19 protein-coding genes are annotated in these 16,901 nt (G+C 63.5%); 8 read left to right on the forward strand and 11 right to left on the reverse strand.

Annotation, left to right across the window (positions count from 1 at the left end; translation table 11 throughout):
- Positions 1–57 precede the first annotated feature (57 nt).
- Positions 58–3,549 carry an indolepyruvate ferredoxin oxidoreductase family protein gene (locus JQ587_RS34745; protein ID WP_212428350.1) on the reverse strand — a complete coding sequence of 1,164 codons (3,492 nt, stop codon included), beginning with the start codon at positions 3,547–3,549 and terminating at the stop codon, positions 58–60.
- A 293-nt stretch (positions 3,550–3,842) separates the two neighbouring features.
- On the opposite strand from JQ587_RS34745, the gene JQ587_RS34750 reads away from it, so the two are divergent.
- On the forward strand, positions 3,843–5,054 hold the full coding sequence (locus tag JQ587_RS34750) for a c-type cytochrome (RefSeq protein ID WP_212428362.1): 1,212 nt from the start codon (positions 3,843–3,845) through the stop codon (positions 5,052–5,054).
- A gap of 141 nt (positions 5,055–5,195) precedes the next feature.
- Here the strand turns inward: JQ587_RS34750 and JQ587_RS34755 are convergent, their stop codons facing one another.
- The gene (locus tag JQ587_RS34755) at positions 5,196–5,840 is read right to left on the reverse strand and encodes a trimeric intracellular cation channel family protein (RefSeq protein ID WP_212301821.1); all 645 of its coding nucleotides are present in this window, start codon (positions 5,838–5,840) and stop codon (positions 5,196–5,198) included.
- Positions 5,841–6,005: 165 nt separating this feature from the next.
- Between JQ587_RS34755 and JQ587_RS34760 the strand changes: the two genes are divergently transcribed.
- Positions 6,006–6,431 (forward strand): hypothetical protein, encoded by a 426-nt coding sequence (locus JQ587_RS34760; protein WP_212301566.1) that lies wholly within the window; start codon positions 6,006–6,008, stop codon positions 6,429–6,431.
- A 71-nt stretch (positions 6,432–6,502) separates the two neighbouring features.
- On the opposite strand, the gene JQ587_RS34765 is transcribed toward JQ587_RS34760, so the two are convergent.
- The 3 genes from JQ587_RS34765 to JQ587_RS34775 all read right to left on the reverse strand — a co-directional run bounded on the left by JQ587_RS34765 (position 6,503) and on the right by JQ587_RS34775 (position 8,070).
- On the reverse strand, positions 6,503–7,312 hold the full coding sequence (locus JQ587_RS34765) for an isocitrate lyase/PEP mutase family protein (RefSeq protein ID WP_212428351.1): 810 nt from the start codon (positions 7,310–7,312) through the stop codon (positions 6,503–6,505).
- Positions 7,313–7,386: 74 nt separating this feature from the next.
- Positions 7,387–7,737 carry an antibiotic biosynthesis monooxygenase family protein gene (locus tag JQ587_RS34770; protein WP_212428352.1) on the reverse strand — a complete coding sequence of 117 codons (351 nt, stop codon included), beginning with the start codon at positions 7,735–7,737 and terminating at the stop codon, positions 7,387–7,389.
- A gap of 24 nt (positions 7,738–7,761) precedes the next feature.
- The gene (locus JQ587_RS34775) at positions 7,762–8,070 is read right to left on the reverse strand and encodes an NIPSNAP family protein (protein ID WP_212428353.1); all 309 of its coding nucleotides are present in this window, start codon (positions 8,068–8,070) and stop codon (positions 7,762–7,764) included.
- A 149-nt stretch (positions 8,071–8,219) separates the two neighbouring features.
- Here JQ587_RS34775 and JQ587_RS34780 point away from each other — a divergent pair, with 149 nt between their 5' ends.
- The 3 genes from JQ587_RS34780 (at position 8,220) to JQ587_RS34790 (ending at position 10,670) form a co-directional block, all read left to right on the forward strand.
- The gene (locus JQ587_RS34780; protein WP_212301570.1) at positions 8,220–8,918 is read left to right on the forward strand and encodes an ArsR family transcriptional regulator; all 699 of its coding nucleotides are present in this window, start codon (positions 8,220–8,222) and stop codon (positions 8,916–8,918) included.
- A gap of 198 nt (positions 8,919–9,116) precedes the next feature.
- Positions 9,117–10,124 (forward strand): alpha/beta fold hydrolase, encoded by a 1,008-nt coding sequence (locus JQ587_RS34785; RefSeq protein WP_212428354.1) that lies wholly within the window; start codon positions 9,117–9,119, stop codon positions 10,122–10,124.
- A gap of 300 nt (positions 10,125–10,424) precedes the next feature.
- Positions 10,425–10,670 carry a GCG_CRPN prefix-to-repeats domain-containing protein gene (locus tag JQ587_RS34790; RefSeq protein ID WP_212301572.1) on the forward strand — a complete coding sequence of 82 codons (246 nt, stop codon included), beginning with the start codon at positions 10,425–10,427 and terminating at the stop codon, positions 10,668–10,670.
- A gap of 123 nt (positions 10,671–10,793) precedes the next feature.
- Here JQ587_RS34790 and JQ587_RS34795 read toward each other — a convergent pair whose 3' ends face one another.
- Positions 10,794–11,093, reverse strand: coding sequence for a twin-arginine translocation signal domain-containing protein (locus JQ587_RS34795; protein WP_212301573.1), 300 nt, complete (start codon positions 11,091–11,093; stop codon positions 10,794–10,796).
- 243 nt (positions 11,094–11,336) lie between these two features.
- On the opposite strand from JQ587_RS34795, the gene JQ587_RS34800 reads away from it, so the two are divergent.
- From JQ587_RS34800 to JQ587_RS34810, 3 genes are all read left to right on the forward strand, one after another.
- Positions 11,337–13,295, forward strand: a complete 1,959-nt coding sequence (locus JQ587_RS34800) for an alpha/beta hydrolase domain-containing protein (RefSeq protein WP_212428355.1) — start codon at positions 11,337–11,339, stop codon at positions 13,293–13,295.
- A gap of 104 nt (positions 13,296–13,399) precedes the next feature.
- The gene (locus tag JQ587_RS34805) at positions 13,400–14,053 is read left to right on the forward strand and encodes a glutathione S-transferase family protein (protein WP_212428356.1); all 654 of its coding nucleotides are present in this window, start codon (positions 13,400–13,402) and stop codon (positions 14,051–14,053) included.
- A 93-nt stretch (positions 14,054–14,146) separates the two neighbouring features.
- Positions 14,147–14,299: a hypothetical protein gene (locus JQ587_RS34810; protein WP_212428357.1), complete on the forward strand. Its 153-nt coding sequence runs from the start codon at positions 14,147–14,149 to the stop codon at positions 14,297–14,299.
- Positions 14,300–14,308: 9 nt separating this feature from the next.
- Here the strand turns inward: JQ587_RS34810 and JQ587_RS34815 are convergent, their stop codons facing one another.
- The 5 genes from JQ587_RS34815 to JQ587_RS34840 form a co-directional block, all read right to left on the reverse strand.
- Positions 14,309–14,656 carry a hypothetical protein gene (locus tag JQ587_RS34815; protein ID WP_212428358.1) on the reverse strand — a complete coding sequence of 116 codons (348 nt, stop codon included), beginning with the start codon at positions 14,654–14,656 and terminating at the stop codon, positions 14,309–14,311.
- Positions 14,657–14,770: 114 nt separating this feature from the next.
- Complete coding sequence (locus JQ587_RS34820; protein ID WP_212428359.1) at positions 14,771–15,415, reverse strand: Fic family protein; 645 nt, start codon at positions 15,413–15,415, stop codon at positions 14,771–14,773.
- Positions 15,412–15,828 (reverse strand): DUF2442 domain-containing protein, encoded by a 417-nt coding sequence (locus JQ587_RS36825; protein WP_249154670.1) that lies wholly within the window; start codon positions 15,826–15,828, stop codon positions 15,412–15,414. The genes JQ587_RS34820 and JQ587_RS36825 overlap by 4 nt, the downstream gene beginning before the upstream one ends.
- Positions 15,809–16,045 carry a DUF4160 domain-containing protein gene (locus JQ587_RS34835; RefSeq protein ID WP_212428360.1) on the reverse strand — a complete coding sequence of 79 codons (237 nt, stop codon included), beginning with the start codon at positions 16,043–16,045 and terminating at the stop codon, positions 15,809–15,811. Before JQ587_RS34835 ends, JQ587_RS36825 begins: the two co-directional genes overlap by 20 nt.
- Positions 16,046–16,082: 37 nt before the next feature.
- Positions 16,083–16,901: acyl-CoA carboxylase subunit beta (locus JQ587_RS34840; protein ID WP_283815710.1), on the reverse strand; the 819-nt coding region annotated here is incomplete at its 5' end.

A 16,901-nucleotide genomic window follows, 5' to 3' on the forward strand; every position in this document is an offset into this window, starting at 1 on the left:
AATTTCGGCGAGACGGTGGGCACGGCGCGTAGCGCCTTTGCCCCCCACGGGACCACCCTACTCCGCCGCGATCTGCCTTGGCGCGGGCGGCGGGCTCGCCAAATCGGCGGCGAGCTGGGCGTAGCGGGCCTTGGCGTCTGCGACGGCCTTCTCCTTCACCGGGCCGTAGCCGCGGATGCGATCGGGCAGCGACAGGAGCTCCACCGCGGTGTCGATCGTGACCGGCGACAACAGGCCGAGCACGGTGGCGACGTCCTTCTCGTAGCCGACGATCAAATCGCGCTCGAGCTTGCGGTCGGCGCTGCGGCCGAAGATATCGAGCGGGGTGCCGCGGAGGAATTTGAGCTTGGCCAGCACTCCGAACACCTTCAGCATCCACGGGCCGAAGGCGCGCTTCTTCGGACGGCCCAGCGCATCGACGCCGCGGCTGAGGATCGGCGGCGCCAGGTTGAAGCTGAACTTGAAGTCGCCCTCGAACTGATCGCGGAGCTGCTGCGCGAAGGCGCCGTCGGTGAAGAGCCGCGCGACCTCGTACTCGTCCTTGTAAGCCAGCAGCTTGGCATAATTGATCGCGACCGCGCGCGGCAGCGCATCGCCATAGGCCCCCTTCACGGCGGCGTCGCGCACCCGGTCGACCAGCTTGCGGTAACGCTTGGCCAGGCGGCCGTTCTGGTAAGCAGTGAGATGCTTGGCGCGGTGCTCGATGACTTCGTCGAGCGTCATGGCGTCCAACGTCTTCGGCGCGGCGACCTCGTCGGTTCCCTTCAGCATCTCGGCCAGGCGCGCAGGGTCTGCCACCGCGAGGCGGCCGAGGCGGAAGGCTTCCTTGTTCATCTTGATCGAGACGCCGTTGACCTCGATCGCCTGCTCGATCGAGTCCGCGGACAGCGGCAACCGGCCCTTCTGATAGGCGTAACCCATCATCATCATGTTGGTGGCGATGGAGTCGCCCAGCAGTTGCTCGGCCGGCTTGGTGAAGTCGAAGAAGACGGAGTCCTTGTGCAGCGCCGTCTCCAACAGTCCCGTCAGCTTGCGGGTCTGGAAGTTGAAGTCGCGGTTGAGGACGAAATCCGCGGTCGGAATGACGTGGCTGTTGATGATGCCGCGGGTGCGGCTGGTATCGCAAAGCGAGATCGTGTCCTTGGCGACCGCGACCACCTCGTCGGCGGCGAGCACGACGTCGGCGGTGCCGGTGACGATGCGCGAGCAGGTCACCTCGGCCGGATGATCCGACAGGCGGACGTGGCTCAGCACCGCGCCGCCCTTCTGCGCGAGGCCCGACATGTCGAGGATCATCGAGGCCTTGCCCTCGATGTGGGCGGCCATGCCGAGCAGCGCGCCGATCGTGAGCACGCCGGTGCCGCCGACCCCGCCGACCGCGATATTATAGGGCTTATCGAGCGTCGGGCGCGAGGCTGGCTCCGGCAGCTCGCCAATCTCGCTGAGCTCTGCCGGCGCGCGGTGGCGCGGCGCACCGCCGTCGATGGTGACGAAGGACGGGCAGAAGCCCTTGAGGCAGGAATAATCCTTGTTGCAGGCGGACTGGTTGATGGCGCGCTTGCGACCGAACTCGGTCTCCAGCGGCTCGACCGAGATGCAGTTCGACTGCACCGAGCAGTCGCCGCAACCTTCGCAAACGGCCGGGTTGATCATGACGCGGCGCGCCGGATCCTCCATCAGGCCGCGCTTGCGGCGGCGGCGCTTCTCGGCCGCACAGGTCTGCACGAAGACGATCGCGGAGGTGCCCTTGTACTCCCGGCACATCTTCATGACGTTCTGAAGCTCGTCGCGATGGTATTTCTTCACGCCCGGCGCGATGGTATCGGCCGGATAGGCGTCCGGGTTTTCCGAGACGAGATAGATCTCGCTGATACCCTCGGCGTGAAGCTGGGCCATGATCTTCTGCGGCGAGAGATCGCCGTCATGGCGCTGGCCGCCGGTCATCGCGACCGCGTCGTTGTAGAGGATCTTGTAGGTGATGTTGGCCTTGGAGGCGATCGACTGGCGGATGGCGAGACTGCCCGAGTGGAAGTAGGTGCCGTCGCCGAGGTTCGCGAAAATGTGGTTCTCGTTGGTGAAGGGCGCGATGCCGACCCACGGCACGCCCTCGCCGCCCATATGGGTAAAGGTCTCGGTCGAGCGGTCCATCCACAGCGCCATGAAGTGGCAGCCGATGCCGGCGAGCGCGCGGCTGCCCTCGGGGACCTTCGTCGATGTGTTGTGGGGACAGCCGGAACAGAAGTAGGGAGTTCGGGACACGGGCGCGGTGGGCACCATCTGGGTCGCCTGGCGGCCGTTGAACCAGTCGGCCTTGGCGCGGAGCATTTCCGCGATCTCGGGGTTGAGATTAAGCCTAAGAAGTCGCTCGGTCAGCGAGGTCGCGAGCGAGGCGACGCTGAGCTCGGCAGAGAACGTCAGGAAGCGCTTGTCATGCTCGTCCATCTTGCCGACGATGCGCGGACGGACGTCGTCGCGCCAGTTGAACAGCTCCTGCTTGACCTGGTTCTCGACGATCTCGCGCCGTTCCTCGACGATGAAGATCTCCTCGAGTCCGACGGCGAACTGGCGCACGCCTTCCGGCTCCAGCGGCCAGGGCATGCCGATCTTGTAGAGACGGAGACCGATCTTGGCGGCGACCTCCTCGGTGATGCCGAGCTCGCGCAGGGCCTGCCGCACGTCCTCGTAGCTCTTGCCTGAGGCCATGATGCCGAAACGGGCGTTCGGCGAATCCAAGGTGACGCGGTTGACCCTGTTGGCGCGCGCGAACGCGATCGCGGCAAAGCCCTTATAGTCCTGCAGGCGCCGGTCCTGTTCGAAACGATCGTCGGGCCAGCGCAGATTGAGGCCGCCGGGCGGCAGCTCGAAATCCGGGGGAATGATGAAGGGCTTCATCTCGTCGGTGAGGTCGATCTCGGCGGTGGTCTCCACCGTCTCCGTGATCACCTTCATGCCGACCCAGCAGCCTGAATAGCGCGACATCGCGATGCCGAGCAGGCCCATCTCGATCATCTCGTGGATGCTCGAGGGATAGAGATACGGCATCAGCGCCGAGATGAAGGCGTGGTCGGACTGATGCGGAACGGTGGAGGATTTGGCGCCGTGGTCGTCACCGGCGAGGCACAGCACGCCGCCGTTCTTGGCGGAGCCGGCCGCATTGCCATGGCGGAACACGTCGCCGCAGCGATCGACGCCGGGGCCCTTGCCGTACCAGATGCCGACCACGCCGTCATATTTGGCGCCGGGCGAGAGGTTGAGCTGCTGGGAGCCCCAGACGGCGGTCGCCGCCAGGTCCTCGTTCACGCCGGGCTGGAATTTGATGTTGTACTGCTCGAGGTGCTTGCGTGCGGCAAAGAGCTGCTGGTCGTAACCGCCGAGCGGCGAGCCGCGATAGCCGGAGATGAAGCCCGCGGTGTTCAGCCCCGCAGCGCGGTCGCGGCGAATCTGGGCCATGGGCAGGCGGACCAGCGCCTGGATGCCCGTCGTGAAAATATGGCCGGTGTCCTGGGTGTATTTTTGATCGAGACTGATCGGACCCTGGTTGATGCCCATGTCGTCCTCTTTGCCGCCCTGTTCAGGTCTTTGTCGCGTTACGTCCGCTTAAGCCGTTGCCTCCCCGTTGTTTTTAGCTAGGGCGCGCCGACCATCAGCGCCACTCTATGTCGGATATTTAACGCGGCGCATCACAAATCTGGAGCTTCCGCAGCGGCGGGAAAAAAACGCAATTTCGTGGCCGGAAAGGCATTGGCGATTTTCAATTTGTGTCACCATAGCCCGGCGCCGCGAAATGACATGACGCCATATGATGCGAACGGGCTGATGAGTCGCAGCAAGAAGGGTCGATGATGCGGAGGATTCTCGCTGGCCTGGTCTTGTGCAGTGCGGTTGCGAGCGCAGCCGTCGCGGCCGAGCCGTCGCCCGAGCTGATCGCCTACGGCAGGACGCTGGTCGAGGCCGGCGACTGTGCGGGCTGCCACACCGCCGATCCCGCAAAGCCGTTCGCCGGCGGCAAGCGCATCGACACGCCGTTCGGCGCGATCTATGCCCCGAACCTGACGCCGGACCGCGACACCGGGATCGGCGGCTGGAGCGATGCCGATTTCACCCGCGCCGTTCGCTATGGCACCGCGCCGGACGGCTCGCTTTATTACCCGGCCTTCCCCTACCCGTACTTCACCCGAATGACCAAGGACGACACGCTGGCGATCCGCGCCTATCTCGGCACGCTCGCGCCCGTCGCCCGCCGCAACAAGCCGCCGGAGCTGCGCTGGCCGTTCGGCTATCGCAGCCTGATGCGGGCCTGGAACCTGCTGTTCTTCACACCTGGCCTGTTCGAGCCGGACCAGAGCAAGAGCGCGGCATTGAACAGAGGCGGCTATCTCGTCACCGGTCTCGGCCATTGCGGCGCCTGCCACACGCCGAAGAACTATTTTGGCGCGGACAAGACCGCGCAGGCGCTCTCCGGCAGCGAGCTCGGCGGCTGGTATGCGCCGCGGCTCGATGGCGCCGCGCGCACGGGATTGCAGTCGTGGAGTGCGGAGGACATCACCGAATATCTGCAAAGCGGCCGCAACGCCAAGAGCCACGCCGGCGGCCCCATGGCCGAGGTGATCGTCAATTCGACCTCGAAGATGAGCGATGGCGATGTGCGGGCGATCGCGGTTTACTTGAAGAGCCTGCCGCCAGCACGCCGCGAAACGATCGTGACGCCGCCTGACGACGCCGAGATGAAAGCGGGCCAGGCAGTCTATGCAAAGCTCTGCATCGCCTGCCATGAAGCCGACGGCAGCGGCGCGCCACGCATCTACCCCCCGCTGCCGGCGAACGCGCTGCTGCAATCGATCAACCCGTCCTCCACCTTGCGCATCATCCTCGACGGCGCGCACACCGTGACGACGCCGCGGGCGCCGAACACCGGGGAAATGCCGGGCTATGCCAGGCAATTGTCCGACGAGGAGATTGCGGCCGTGACGAACTACATCCGCAATTCCTGGGGCAATGCCAGCCCGCTGGTGACGCCGGCGCAGGTGGCGAAGGCGCGCGGGCAAGCGCCGTAATTCCCGCACCGCCACGAGGGTGAGGGGCTGCTTCCGCGAAACTAGTGACAGTGGGACTCGTGGAGAGTCCCCCCTCACCGGATTGCATCTTCGATGCAATCCGACCTCTCCCCGCACGCGGGGCGAGATAAGAAAGCGCCGCTACCGCTCCTCATCCCCCGTGAACACGAATTTCGGCATCTCCCATTTGTAGCGCACCGCGAGCAGGCGGAAGCTGATGCCGAGGACGAACGTCAAAATGGTCCAGAGCTCGGCGTTGAGCTTGAGGCCGAACGCGGTGGCGTAGAACAGTCCCGTCACCACCGAGACGCTGGCGTAGAGCTCGGAGCGAAACAACAGCGGCACGTCGTTGCAGAGCACGTCGCGCAGCACGCCGCCGGCGCAGCCCGTCACCATGCCGGAGACGATCACGATCGTCAGCGAGGCATCCATCTGCCAGGCGACGTCGCAGCCGGTCATGGTGAAAACGACGAGGCCAATGGCATCGAGCACGATGAAGGCAAGCTTCAGCCGATGCACGAGCCGCGCGAACAGGATGGTGAGGAAGGCCGCGCCGCCGGCGAGCGCGAGATAGATCGGATTTTGCACCCAGGCCAACGGATAGTGCCCAAGAAAGAGATCGCGCAGCGTGCCGCCACCGAGCGCGGTGATGCAGCCGAGGAAGCAGACGCCAAGCCAGTCCATGCTGCGGCGCCCAGCGGCGAGCGCGGCGGTCATGCCCTGCGCAGCCACGGCAACCAGCGAGAGGAAATGCAGCACGCTATCGGTCGGCGGCAGGCTCCACATCGCCTTGTTCCCTTCCTCCTCCACGGAACCGACGCGCCGGGTTCCCAGGGGAACAGGTTCCCGATTCCTCGCCTGAGGGCAACATGCGACGAAAGCATAACGCGCGCGGAACAGAATCTCGCAGCTGAGGGTTGTCAGGACGCAATCAACGAGGAGACCCAATCGATGGCTGACGACCGTTTTCCCAACGATCCGTACCGCCCGAACCTCGCCGACGATGAGTACCTTCGCGCGGCGCGCCGGGATTCCGACCTTCAGGCCGATCCCGAGCTGGGTGAAGGCCCCGCCTCCAGTGGCAAGGTCGCGCTGTTTGCCGTGGCCATAGCCCTGGTGCTGGGCGCCGTGTTCTATGGCCTCAACAACACCACCACGGGGAACCAGGCGAGCAATACGCCTGCAACGCAGACTGCGCAGCAGACGGCTCCGGCCAATCCGGCCGCGCCTCCCGGCATGCGCGACGTGACGCCGCGCAACAACGCAGCGCCCGGCGTAACCACAGGCGCCGCGCCGAGCAAGCCGGCCGCTCCGGCGGACACGCCCGCTGCAAAGCCGGCGCCGGATACGCAGACCCCGTCTGACGGCGCCAAGTAGCGATTTGCAACACGATGCGACAGCGGCGGGATCGAGAGGTCCCGCCGCTTTTCGTTTGGCCTGTTGTGGCGCTAGCTGAAGATCTTGTTGAGCTCGCCGCCGGAATAGCCGCTGGCAAGCTCGGTGAACGTCCCCTTCTCTGCCATCTCCTTCGCTGCACGCATGAAGCCGCCCCAGGCAGCGCGGGCGAGCGAGCCGCCGACGCTGATGCGGCGCACGCCGAGATCTTCGGCCTCCTTCAACGACAGGCCGGAGGCGCCGATCAGCAGGTTGAACGGCTTTGGTGCGACAGCCTTCACCACCGCGGAAATATCCTCGCGCGTCTTCAGGCCCGGTGCGTAGAGACAGTCGGCGCCGGCGTCGGCATAGGCCGTGAGCCGGTCGATCACGAGCTTGAGATCAGTGACACCCCAGAGATACGCCTCGCAGCGGCCGACCAGCAGCGTGCCGCTGTCGCCGATCGCCTTGCGCGAGGCCTTGATGCGCTCGACCGCGAGCGCGCGATCGTACAGAGGCTTGTCCTTGTCGCCAGTGGAATCCTCGATCGACAGGCCGGCAACACCGGTGCGCACGCCGCGCTCGACATTTTCCGCAACCTTGTCCGGCTCGATCGCAAAGCCACCCTCGAAATCTGCATTCACGGGAATGTCGACGGATGAGCTCAATGCTGCCAGATGCTGACAGACATCCTCAACGGTGACGCGGTTGTCGGCCTTGCCGATGGTCCAGGCAAAGCCCGCGCTCGACGAGGCGATCGCCTTGAAACCGAGATGCTGCAACGCCTTGGCGCTGCCGACATCGACCGGATTGGGCAGGATGAAGCAGCCGCTCTCGTGCATCTTCCTGAACGTCGCGCGCTTGTCAGCAGTCGTCACATGCATGTTTCTCTCCCTTGTTGGCCCGCGCAGAGATAGGGACGCATGCAGGGCCGCGCTAGTGCGCGCCCGCGAACACGCTAGTGCGCGTCGTGCACGGCGCGGCTGTCCTTTGGCGCCTGCTCGCGATCGTTCATGCCGTAGTCGCGGATGACGCTGGCAATACGCAGATGGTAGTCGGCGAAGATCCGCGCCCTGCCCTTGGCCTGGGTGCGCCGATGCTCCATCGTGTTGCGCCAGGCCTGGACGGCGGCCTCATCACGCCAGAACGATACCGACAATATCTTGCCCTTCTCGGTCAGGCTTTCGAACCGCTCGACCGAGATGAAGCCGTCGATGGTCTGCAGGAGTGGCTTCAGATCGGCCGCGAGGTCGAAATAGTCCTGGCGATGTTCCGGCTTGGGCCAGACCTCGAAGATCACGGCGATCATGGGCGTCTCCTTCGCGTTGGTGGCCTACACTACCACCTTGCGCAGGAAGGTGCGCTCCTCCGCAAGGATGAATTTATTCTCCTCGGCGAAGTGGAAGTTCGCCATGCCTTCGGCATCCTGCCGCAGCCGCGCGCGATAGGCCTCGTAGGCGGAGAGACTTTCGAAACCGATCAGCGCGAAGGCGATATTGTTGGTGCCCTCATGCGGCATGAAATAGCCGATCAGGTCGCCGCCGCATTTCGGAATGATGGTGAGCCAGCGCTTCGAATACTCCTCGAACTGCGCGCGCTTGAACGGATCGAGCTGGTAGCGGATGAAGACGGTGACGGACATGATGGGCTCCATGATCTGTCATTGCGACAAGCGCGAGCGGCGCCGTCGCCGCTAAAGCATCTGGATTGCTTCGCTTCGCTCGCAATGACGTGTTTGCCGCAACACGCTACATCCTTGCCCGACTACAATGCTTCGGCTACCATCGAAGCATGAAATCAGGACCCGACATCGCCATGGTCGCCGCGCTGGTCGGCGACCCCGCCCGCGCCAACATGCTCACGGCGCTGATGAACGGACGCGCGCTCACCGCAAGCGAGCTCGCGCAGGAGGCCGGCATCACGCCGCAGACCGCGAGCTCGCATCTGGCCAAGCTCGAGGCCGGCGGCCTGGTCGAGCCGGAGAAACAGGGCCGGCACCGCTATTACCGCCTCACCGACGACGACGTCGCCGGCGTGCTCGAAGGCCTTGCCGGGCTTGCCGCGCGCACCGGCCACATGCGCGTGCGCACCGGGCCGAAGGATCCGGCGCTGCGTCGCGCGCGGATCTGCTATGACCATCTCGCCGGCGATCTCGGCGTGCAGATGCTCGACACCATGCGCGAGCGAAATCTGGTCAGGCAGAAGAAGCAGGACATCGAGTTGACGGCCGAGGGCGAACGCTTCCTTGCGAAACATCTGCAGATCTCGCCTGACATGCTCAGCCATCCGCGCCGCCCGGTTTGCAAGGCCTGTCTCGACTGGAGCGAACGGCGCCACCATCTCGCCGGCACGCTGGGGGCCGCGATGATGCAGCGTTTTGCCGAGCTGAAATGGGCCGCGCGCGACGCCACGCCCGGCAGCCGCGTGGTGAATTTCACCCGCACCGGCGAGAAGCAGTTCGCCGCGCTATTCGGGAATGGCAAGGACTAGTCACGCAAATCGCGTGCGATCACACGTTCGCGTGTGAATGGCAGCCTCCGTCATGGTCGGGCTTGACCCGGTCATCCATCGCTTTAAGCGCACTGTCGTTCCGGGATGGTCCGAAGGACCAGACCCCGAAACCTCGAGATTCCGGGCTCGGTCCTGCGGACCGCTCCGGAATGACGTTCTGCAAACTTAGAGACCTCAATGAACCGCATCTTCTCGGCAGCGCTCGCTGCCGCTCTCGTGACTGTCCCGTTTGCATCACGCGCCGCCGACACGCCGCAACGCGAGCCCTACGGCATCGCGCTCGAAGGCTTCGCCTATCCTTATCCCGTGCATCTGCTGCCAGTCGTGAATGACGGCGAGCGGCTCAGCATGGCCTATATGGACGTCGCGCCGGCGCAGCCGAACGGCCGCGCCGTGGTGCTGCTGCACGGACGCAATTTTCCGTCGAGCTATTGGGCACCGGTCATCAGAATGCTGAACGATGCCGGTTATCGCGTCGTGGTGCCCGACCAGGTCGGCTTCGGCAAATCCTCCAAGCCCTCAGGCGAGCTGCATTTCGATACACTGGCGCGCAACACCATCGCGCTGCTCGATCATCTCAAAATCGACAAGGCGGATGTCGTCGCGCATTCGCTCGGCGGCATGCTGGGCGTGCGCATCGCCCGCGGCTACCCTGATCGTGTCGCCCATCTCGTGCTGACCGCGCCGATCGGCCTTGAGGACTACCGTCTCTATGTGCCGCCGACGCCGACCGAAACAATCATCGAGACCGAGGAAAAGCTCACCGCCGATGGCTATCGCAAGCAGCTCCAGACCAATTATGCGATCAAGCTGCCGCCGGACGCGATCACGCCGTTCATCGATGCCCGCTTCAACATCAAGGGCAGCCCGGATTATCCGCGCTGGCTGCACGCTTTCGTCAGCTCCGGCCAAATGATCTATCGCGAGCCGGTCGCGCACGAGATTCCGCTCATTACCGAACCGACGCTGTTCATCATGGGCGCCGACGACCACAATGCGCCCGGCCGGGCGAATGCACCGGAGGCGTTACGGGCGAAGATGGGACAGAACGCCGAGCTGGCGAAAGCGCTCGCGGCCAAGATGCCGAATGCGCGCGCCGAGGTGATCCCCAACACCGGCCATCTCGTCTTCCTGGAGGCGCCCGAGAAGTACAAAGAATTGGTGCTGGGCTTTCTCGGCCACTGAAGCGTTTTCGAGCGAAGTGGATACCGCTTCGCGTTCAGGAAAACGCGTCCAACAAAACTCCAGAGCCCGTTCCGATTCATCTGGACGGGGCTCTTGCGTCATCCGTGTCGCCTGAGGCCGCATGCGACGAATGTTCATGCCGCATTCAGGTCATGATTGGCAGGCTTGGATCGCAACGTGCCGATATGTCGCAAAAATTAACATGTCGAATCGTATGGTTTGATTCATTGTGCGCCGCAAGCGCCTAGCTCCCGAGAGTCTCCTCTGAGACTGCCCCCCAAGGACGAGAAGGAAGATCAAATGAAATATCTGTTTGCCGCCGTGATGCTCGCCAGCGCCGTCGTCGGCTTCAGCGAGGCAGCCAGCGCCGCCAATGGTTGCGGCCCGGGCTGGTACCGCGGTCCCTATGGCGGCTGCCGTCCGATGCGTGGTGGTGTCGTCGTCGCCCCCGGTCCGGTCGTGGTCGCCCCGCCGGTCGTCGTGGTGCGTCCGCGCGTGTGCCCCTATGGCTTCCGCTGGTACGCCGGCCGCTGCCGTCCGTTCTGATCTTTCGCGCTTGCGAAATGGCCGCGCAGAATCAGCCTGCGCGGCCATTTTCGTTGTGACGGTGCGCGCATAGCAAAAAGGGGATCGCAAATCGCGATCCCCTTTTTCAGTCCAGGCGTGTCGTTACCAGTGACGCCAGTGGCGACGATGCCAGTGACGATGACGCCAGCCCCAATGGCGGTGGCGCCAGCCCCAGTGACGGCGATGCCAGTGGCCGCGGCCATGCCAGTGCACCTGCTCGGGCTTGAGCTGGGCTGCCTCCTCGCTGCTGGTGACGGCGGGATGAGCGTCGGGATTGCCCTGAGGCATGCCGCCATTGCCGAGCGGCTGCGGCGCCAGTGGCGCGGCCTGTGCGGCGGCGGTGAACGCGGCGGCTCCGGCCGCGACACCGAATGCAAGTTTCAAAAAATTCCGACGCTCCATGACAAGTCCTCTGCTTGATCAATCAAGTGATGCAGCGGAAGTGTCGCGGTGGCGACATGAACTGCCGCTGAATTGCGCGTTCAGGTTCATGGCATCGGTGACGATGGCGCGGGCGACGAAGTAGGCAGCGGACATCGGATTTCCTCCTGTTGTTTGGCCGCAGCATAGAAGGTTATAGTGCCGGCAACAAAAAGCCCGCGCGACGGAACATGACGATCGCGCGACATCGGGGAAGGACCGGCCATGCGCAGGATCATCACGGGCCTCATCGCGATCGCCAGTTTCTTTCCCCTCTCCTCGCGTGCCGAAATCGTCCGCTTCGACATCCTGGAGCGCGTGCCGGCCTTCGCCGGACGCAGCTTTGGCAATGTCGGCACCTATGAGCGCATCACCGCGCGCGCGACGTTTGCGCTCAATCCGGCCGACGACCGCAACGCCGTCATCACCGATCTCGCGCTCGCCCCACGCAACGGTGAAGGTAAGGTCGAGGCCACCACTGATGTCGTGATCCTGCGACCCAGCGATCCCGCCCACAGCAACGGCACGCTGTTATCAGAGGTGCCCAACCGCGGCAGAAAGCTCGCACCGCAATTGTTCGACGATTCCGCCCAGCCTGGCGCCAACAATGCCGATAAGGCCGAGGATGCCGGCATTGGCTTCCTGCACCGTCAGGGGTTTACGATGGTGTGGGTCGGCTGGCAGGGCGACATCCCCTCCAAGCCGGGACAGCTTGCGATGACTGCACCGGCGATCAAGACGATCACCGGCCCTGCGCGCGAAGAAGTCATCTTCGACAATTCGGCCAACCCGGCGCGCGCGACGCTGACCTGGCCCGCCGCCGACACCGCCAATCTCAACGTCACCGTGCGCGCGGCCTGGGCCGACGCGCGGCAGACACCGTCCGGCCTCTCCGCAAAGCTATTAGATCCCACGACGGTCGAGATCACCCGCCCCGACGGCTTTGACGCCGGTGCGCTCTATGAGGTCACCTACACGGCGCGTGATCCGGTCCCGCTCGGCATGGGCTATGCGGCCGTGCGCGATGTCGTCAGCTTCCTCCGCCGCGACGAGACGCAAGCGAACCCGCTGCTCGACGGATTGCATCCGTCGGTCAGCCGCGCCATCGGCTTTGGCGTGTCGCAATCCGGCCGCTTCCTGCGCGACTTCCTCTATCTCGGCTTCAATGAGGATCTGCAGGGCCGCACCGTGTTCGACGGCTTGATGCCGCACGTCGCGGGCACGCGGCGCATGGCGACCAATGTCCGCTTCGGCCAGCCGGGCCGCAACCCGCGCCACATGCAGGATCCGGCGTGGCAGGCCGATCTCTTCCCCTTCACCTATGCAACGCTGAGCGATCCCTATTCCGGCAAGACAGACGGCGTGCTGCGCCGCTGCTTGCTCTCCGTCACCTGCCCGAAGGTGATGCAGACCGACAGCGAGCACGAATGGTGGACCTCGCACGCGTCGCTGCTGGTCACCGATCTCGCCGGCAACCACCTCGACCTTCCCGACAATGTCCGCGCCTATATGATCGCGGGGACGCCACATTTCGCCGACCCCAACGACGCGATGAAGAAGGGCGTGCCGGCGATGTCGCTGCCGCAAAACCCGATGCATGCGGGCATGCCGATGCGCGCGCTGCTCACCGACCTCAATGCCTGGATCAGCGATGGCACGAAACCACCCGCAAGCCGCGTCCCCATGCGCGCCCACGGCACGCTGGTCGCAGCGCAAGGCGCGGTGCCGACGGATATCCCCGGCCTGCCCTATGCCGGCATCCACACGCTCGCCGCTTTCTCCGATCAAAGCGTCCTGCCGCCCAAGGTGATCGGCCGCTATCCCGTCTTCGTGCCCAAGGCTGATGATGACGGCATGGCCATCGCGGGCATCCGCCAGCTCGCCCTCGCCGTGCCACGCGCGACCTACACCGCCTGGAATCCGCGCGCACAGGGGTTTGGCTCGACCGCGCTCTATCCATTGCAGGGCCCTGTCGTGCCATTCGCACCGACGGAAGCCGCACGGAAAGAGGTGCACGACCCCAGGCTGTCGATCGCGGAACGTTATGCCGATGACGGCGCGTATGTGGCTGCCGTGAAACGCGAGGCCGCGCGGCAGGTGGCAGAACGGATTCTGTTGCCGGAGGATGCCGAGCGCGCGGTGGAAGCCGCGAAACAAGGCAAGCTGGCGAAGCTCGGGCAATAAACCAAGCCCACCCCACGATCTCTGCGCCCCGAGAAAAAACATCTCGCCGCTGTCGGAACGCGCGCCCTTCATCCGTCCTCTGCCAGACAGCACGGAGACATCGCATGGCCAACCTCATCCTCACCACATTCGACTGGGTTCCCCCGCCTCCGCGTGGCTTCGTCCGCGACCTTCGCGTCCGCTGGGCGCTGGAAGAGGCCGCGTTGCCCTACCGCGTCGCGAGCATGCCGTTCAACGGGCGCGGCGCCGAACATCTCGCGCACCAGCCCTTCGGCCAGGTGCCGTGGCTGACCGATGGTGACATCTCGATCTTCGAGAGCGGCGCGATCCTGCTACATCTGGGCCAGCTCAATGCCGAGCTGATGCCGACCGATCCGCGCGGCCGCAACGAGGCGATGGAATGGGTGTTCGCCGCGCTCAACTCGGTGGAGATGGCAAGCCTGCCCTGGACCATGTCGAAATTCATGGGCCATCCGACCGACACGCCGGCGTGGAAATTCATGGACGACTTCCTCAAGCTCCGCCTCAAGCATCTCGAGCCGGTGCTGGCCGGCCGTGAATGGCTGGCGGGCTCCTTCTCGGTCGCGGACATCCTGATGTCGGACGTGCTGCGCGTGATCGATGGTTTCGACGGGCTGGCGGATAGTCCTGCCTGCCGCGCTTACGTCGCCCGAGCGATCGGCCGTCCGGCGTTCGCAAAGGCCCACGCCGATCAGATGGCGCATTTCGCTGCAGCGGATCAGGCGCGCGGGATGTGACCCACCGCACATAATTAACCCGGGGTTAGCCATAGGCTCACAGCCACTGGAACGAAGCAATTTGCCTCAAATTATCCCGGCGGAAGGTGACACATGGCCCGCATCGACTATCTCAGAGAGCAAGTAGCCCGTGCCGAACGTCTGGCGAAGGCGATCCTCGACCAGCAGACTGCGGAGCGGCTTCAGGCCTTCGCAGCCGAATGCCGCGCGGAGTTGCAGACGCTGAGCCTCAAGCCCGCTGCGTAAGAGAGCGCACTACACCAGCTTCATCGGCGTATCGGCGACCACCCGCAGGTCGATCCTGCAGATCAACGCCGAACGGCGCGCCTCCGCAGCACCGATCGCCTCGTCGGTCTGCCGCAACGTGCTGATGTTCGAGCCAAGCGAGACGATGCCGCCGAGCACCAAGGCGATCGAACCCAGTGCGGCGGTCTGACCAAACCCAAACAATCCGAGGATAGTGACCAGGAGCAGCGCCCCACCGCCGCCGATCGCGATCTTGGACGCCAGGATGTACTTCCGGCATCGCTCTGCGATCTCGGCGAGCCGCTCGATCCGATCTTCGATGTCGGAGATTTCGTCGGTCGGATCGTCTTCGGTCATGGGATCAGTATAGATGCAGCGCCCACGGACTTAGATCGAGCACAGTCAGACGACACATTCATCGTTGCGCTGGTGGGCTCATCATTTTCCAGCCTACTCCTAGCAAACTGCGAGCTAGCTCTTAACACTGGTCAATTGCCTGACCAAAAGCGAGGTTATCAGTTCCTCCATCCGAGAAACATCGACTTGGCCGCCGCTCCAAGCACGATCAGAATACTCCAGAGCCTCAAAATATGCCTTACGGTCCGCAGCGATCTGCTCGGGTATGGTTGGCGTACCCGGCAGAATGCCCCCCCACCGGATTGACAATACAACGTAAGAAAGCAGCCTCGCGGTCGATCCATTCCCCTCTATGAACGGATGAATCCAATTTAGTCGCCACATCACATACGCCGCGAGATGAACTGCCGTAGTGTGGCCCCAACGTTCGTTCACGTAGTCGCACATGTCTTCCATCAATTCGGCGATCAGCCATGGTGCTGGCGGCTCGAACTGACTACCTTCGATCAACGCGGATCCAGGCCTGTATGTACCAGCAAACGCACTAAGGCCCGAGTATCCATCTCGATGGATTGCGAGTATTACAGAGGGGCGCAACTTGAATGAGCCCCGTTCCAAGGCAGATTGAACTATCTTTACCGCACTATCGTACTGCTTCAGATGGTTTCGCACCTCAAGCAATTTGCGCTCAGCGTCTTCGTCAACAATTTCTGGTTCGAGCGCTCGGGAGTGGCGATGATCCTTGTCGGGCTGCATCATGTTTGGTTCGATAGCTTGTCGGCTTCCTGTTCAACTAATTCTCGGGTGATAAGCGCATTATCAAGCGCTGTATTCCCAAACACAAAGCTACGACGCTGAAGTTCGTAGGACTCTTTAGAGACCGGAACTAGACGCGCCAAACGCATGAGTTCCTTCACAGCATCGGACCTTACTCGATTGCCCTTCAGCATTCCGGCAATACTCAAATCTTCGTCAATGTCCGGCCAATGAATGCCCATCGGCATAATTTCATAATTCTCGCGCTGCTCGACCGACGCTTTTGCTAGCCTCGGGTACCAATCAATCGGAGTAACTATCCGTCGGCCATCACTCAAAGTGACCACTAAGTCACATCCGACGAAGTCAACCGATCGGGCGCGAAGATCCTTGATATTAATCTCCAAAGTACTCATGCCAAGCCTTCAGCAATTCTGCACGATTGGGTTGAAGTTCACGAATAATAGCGCGTATTTCGTGTGGGGCATATCCAAGATTTACGGCAACGGACAAATCGTCCAACCAGAATTTAGCCTCGTTATCTCCGTTAGTGACATGAACGTGCGGTGGTTCAACGCCGTCGGCGGAATAAAAGAATGCTCTGTATGCGCCCCATCGCAAGACAGTCGGCATTTTCTCAACCTGACGGCGACATGGATGGATCGTTCCCTCACAACGGCAAATTGTCGTGCTTCTTCGCCGGCATTTCCGTCTTCTTGTCCTTCAGCATCGCCAGCGCCCGTGCAATGCGCTTGCGGGTCGAGTGCGGCATGATGACGTCGTCGATGTAGCCGCGCTCGGCAGCGATGAAGGGGGACAGGAAGCGGTCTTCGTATTCCTTGGTGCGGGCGGCGATCTTGTCGGGGTCGCCGATGTCAGAGCGGAAGATGATCTCGACCGCGCCCTTGGCGCCCATCACCGCGATCTGGGCGGTCGGCCAGGCGTAGTTCATGTCGGCGCCGATTTCCTTGGACGCCATGACGTCGAAGGCGCCGCCATAGGCCTTGCGGGTGATGATGGTGACCAGCGGCACGGTGCACTGCGAATAGGCGAACAGCAGTTTCGCGCCGTGCTTGATCAGGCCGCCATATTCCTGCGCGGTGCCGGGCAGGAAGCCCGGCACGTCGACAAAGGTGACGATCGGGATGTTGAAGGCGTCGCAAAAGCGCACGAAGCGTGCGGCCTTGCGTGATGCGTCAGAGTCGAGCACGCCGGCCAGCACCATCGGCTGGTTGGCGACGAAGCCGACGGTGCGGCCGGCGATGCGGCCAAAGCCCGTGACGATGTTCCTGGCAAAGCTCTCCGCGATCTCGAAGAAATCGCCCTCGTCGACGACCTTCAGGATCAGTTCCTTCATGTCGTAAGGCTTGTTCGGATTGTCGGGGATCAGCGTGTCCAGCGACATGTCGATACGGGCGGTGTCGTCGAAGCTCGGCCATTCCGGCACGCCGTCGGTGTTGTTGGACGGCAGGAAGTCGATCAGGCGACG

It is taken from the genome of Bradyrhizobium manausense (assembly GCF_018130615.1).
GTDB lineage: Bacteria > Pseudomonadota > Alphaproteobacteria > Rhizobiales > Xanthobacteraceae > Bradyrhizobium > Bradyrhizobium manausense_A.

Bases quoted from the DNA above. Each gene is read 5' to 3' on its own strand.
- JQ587_RS34745 (WP_212428350.1), bottom strand. From the start codon at position 3,549: ATGGGCATCAACCAGGGTCCGATCAGTCTCGATCAAAAATACACCCAG.
- JQ587_RS34785 (WP_212428354.1), top strand. From the start codon at position 9,117: ATGAACCGCATCTTCTCGGCAGCGCTCGCTGCCGCTCTCGTGACTGTC.
- JQ587_RS34755 (WP_212301821.1), bottom strand. From the start codon at position 5,840: ATGTGGAGCCTGCCGCCGACCGATAGCGTGCTGCATTTCCTCTCGCTG.
- JQ587_RS34795 (WP_212301573.1), bottom strand. From the start codon at position 11,093: ATGGAGCGTCGGAATTTTTTGAAACTTGCATTCGGTGTCGCGGCCGGA.
- JQ587_RS36825 (WP_249154670.1), bottom strand. From the start codon at position 15,828: ATGAGTACTTTGGAGATTAATATCAAGGATCTTCGCGCCCGATCGGTT.
- JQ587_RS34805 (WP_212428356.1), top strand. From the start codon at position 13,400: ATGGCCAACCTCATCCTCACCACATTCGACTGGGTTCCCCCGCCTCCG.
- JQ587_RS34815 (WP_212428358.1), bottom strand. From the start codon at position 14,656: ATGACCGAAGACGATCCGACCGACGAAATCTCCGACATCGAAGATCGG.
- JQ587_RS34750 (WP_212428362.1), top strand. From the start codon at position 3,843: ATGCGGAGGATTCTCGCTGGCCTGGTCTTGTGCAGTGCGGTTGCGAGC.
- JQ587_RS34810 (WP_212428357.1), top strand. From the start codon at position 14,147: ATGGCCCGCATCGACTATCTCAGAGAGCAAGTAGCCCGTGCCGAACGT.
- JQ587_RS34775 (WP_212428353.1), bottom strand. From the start codon at position 8,070: ATGTCCGTCACCGTCTTCATCCGCTACCAGCTCGATCCGTTCAAGCGC.
- JQ587_RS34835 (WP_212428360.1), bottom strand. From the start codon at position 16,045: ATGCCGACTGTCTTGCGATGGGGCGCATACAGAGCATTCTTTTATTCC.
- JQ587_RS34760 (WP_212301566.1), top strand. From the start codon at position 6,006: ATGGCTGACGACCGTTTTCCCAACGATCCGTACCGCCCGAACCTCGCC.
- JQ587_RS34780 (WP_212301570.1), top strand. From the start codon at position 8,220: ATGAAATCAGGACCCGACATCGCCATGGTCGCCGCGCTGGTCGGCGAC.
- JQ587_RS34820 (WP_212428359.1), bottom strand. From the start codon at position 15,415: ATGATGCAGCCCGACAAGGATCATCGCCACTCCCGAGCGCTCGAACCA.
- JQ587_RS34770 (WP_212428352.1), bottom strand. From the start codon at position 7,737: ATGATCGCCGTGATCTTCGAGGTCTGGCCCAAGCCGGAACATCGCCAG.
- JQ587_RS34800 (WP_212428355.1), top strand. From the start codon at position 11,337: ATGCGCAGGATCATCACGGGCCTCATCGCGATCGCCAGTTTCTTTCCC.
- JQ587_RS34765 (WP_212428351.1), bottom strand. From the start codon at position 7,312: ATGCATGTGACGACTGCTGACAAGCGCGCGACGTTCAGGAAGATGCAC.
- JQ587_RS34790 (WP_212301572.1), top strand. From the start codon at position 10,425: ATGAAATATCTGTTTGCCGCCGTGATGCTCGCCAGCGCCGTCGTCGGC.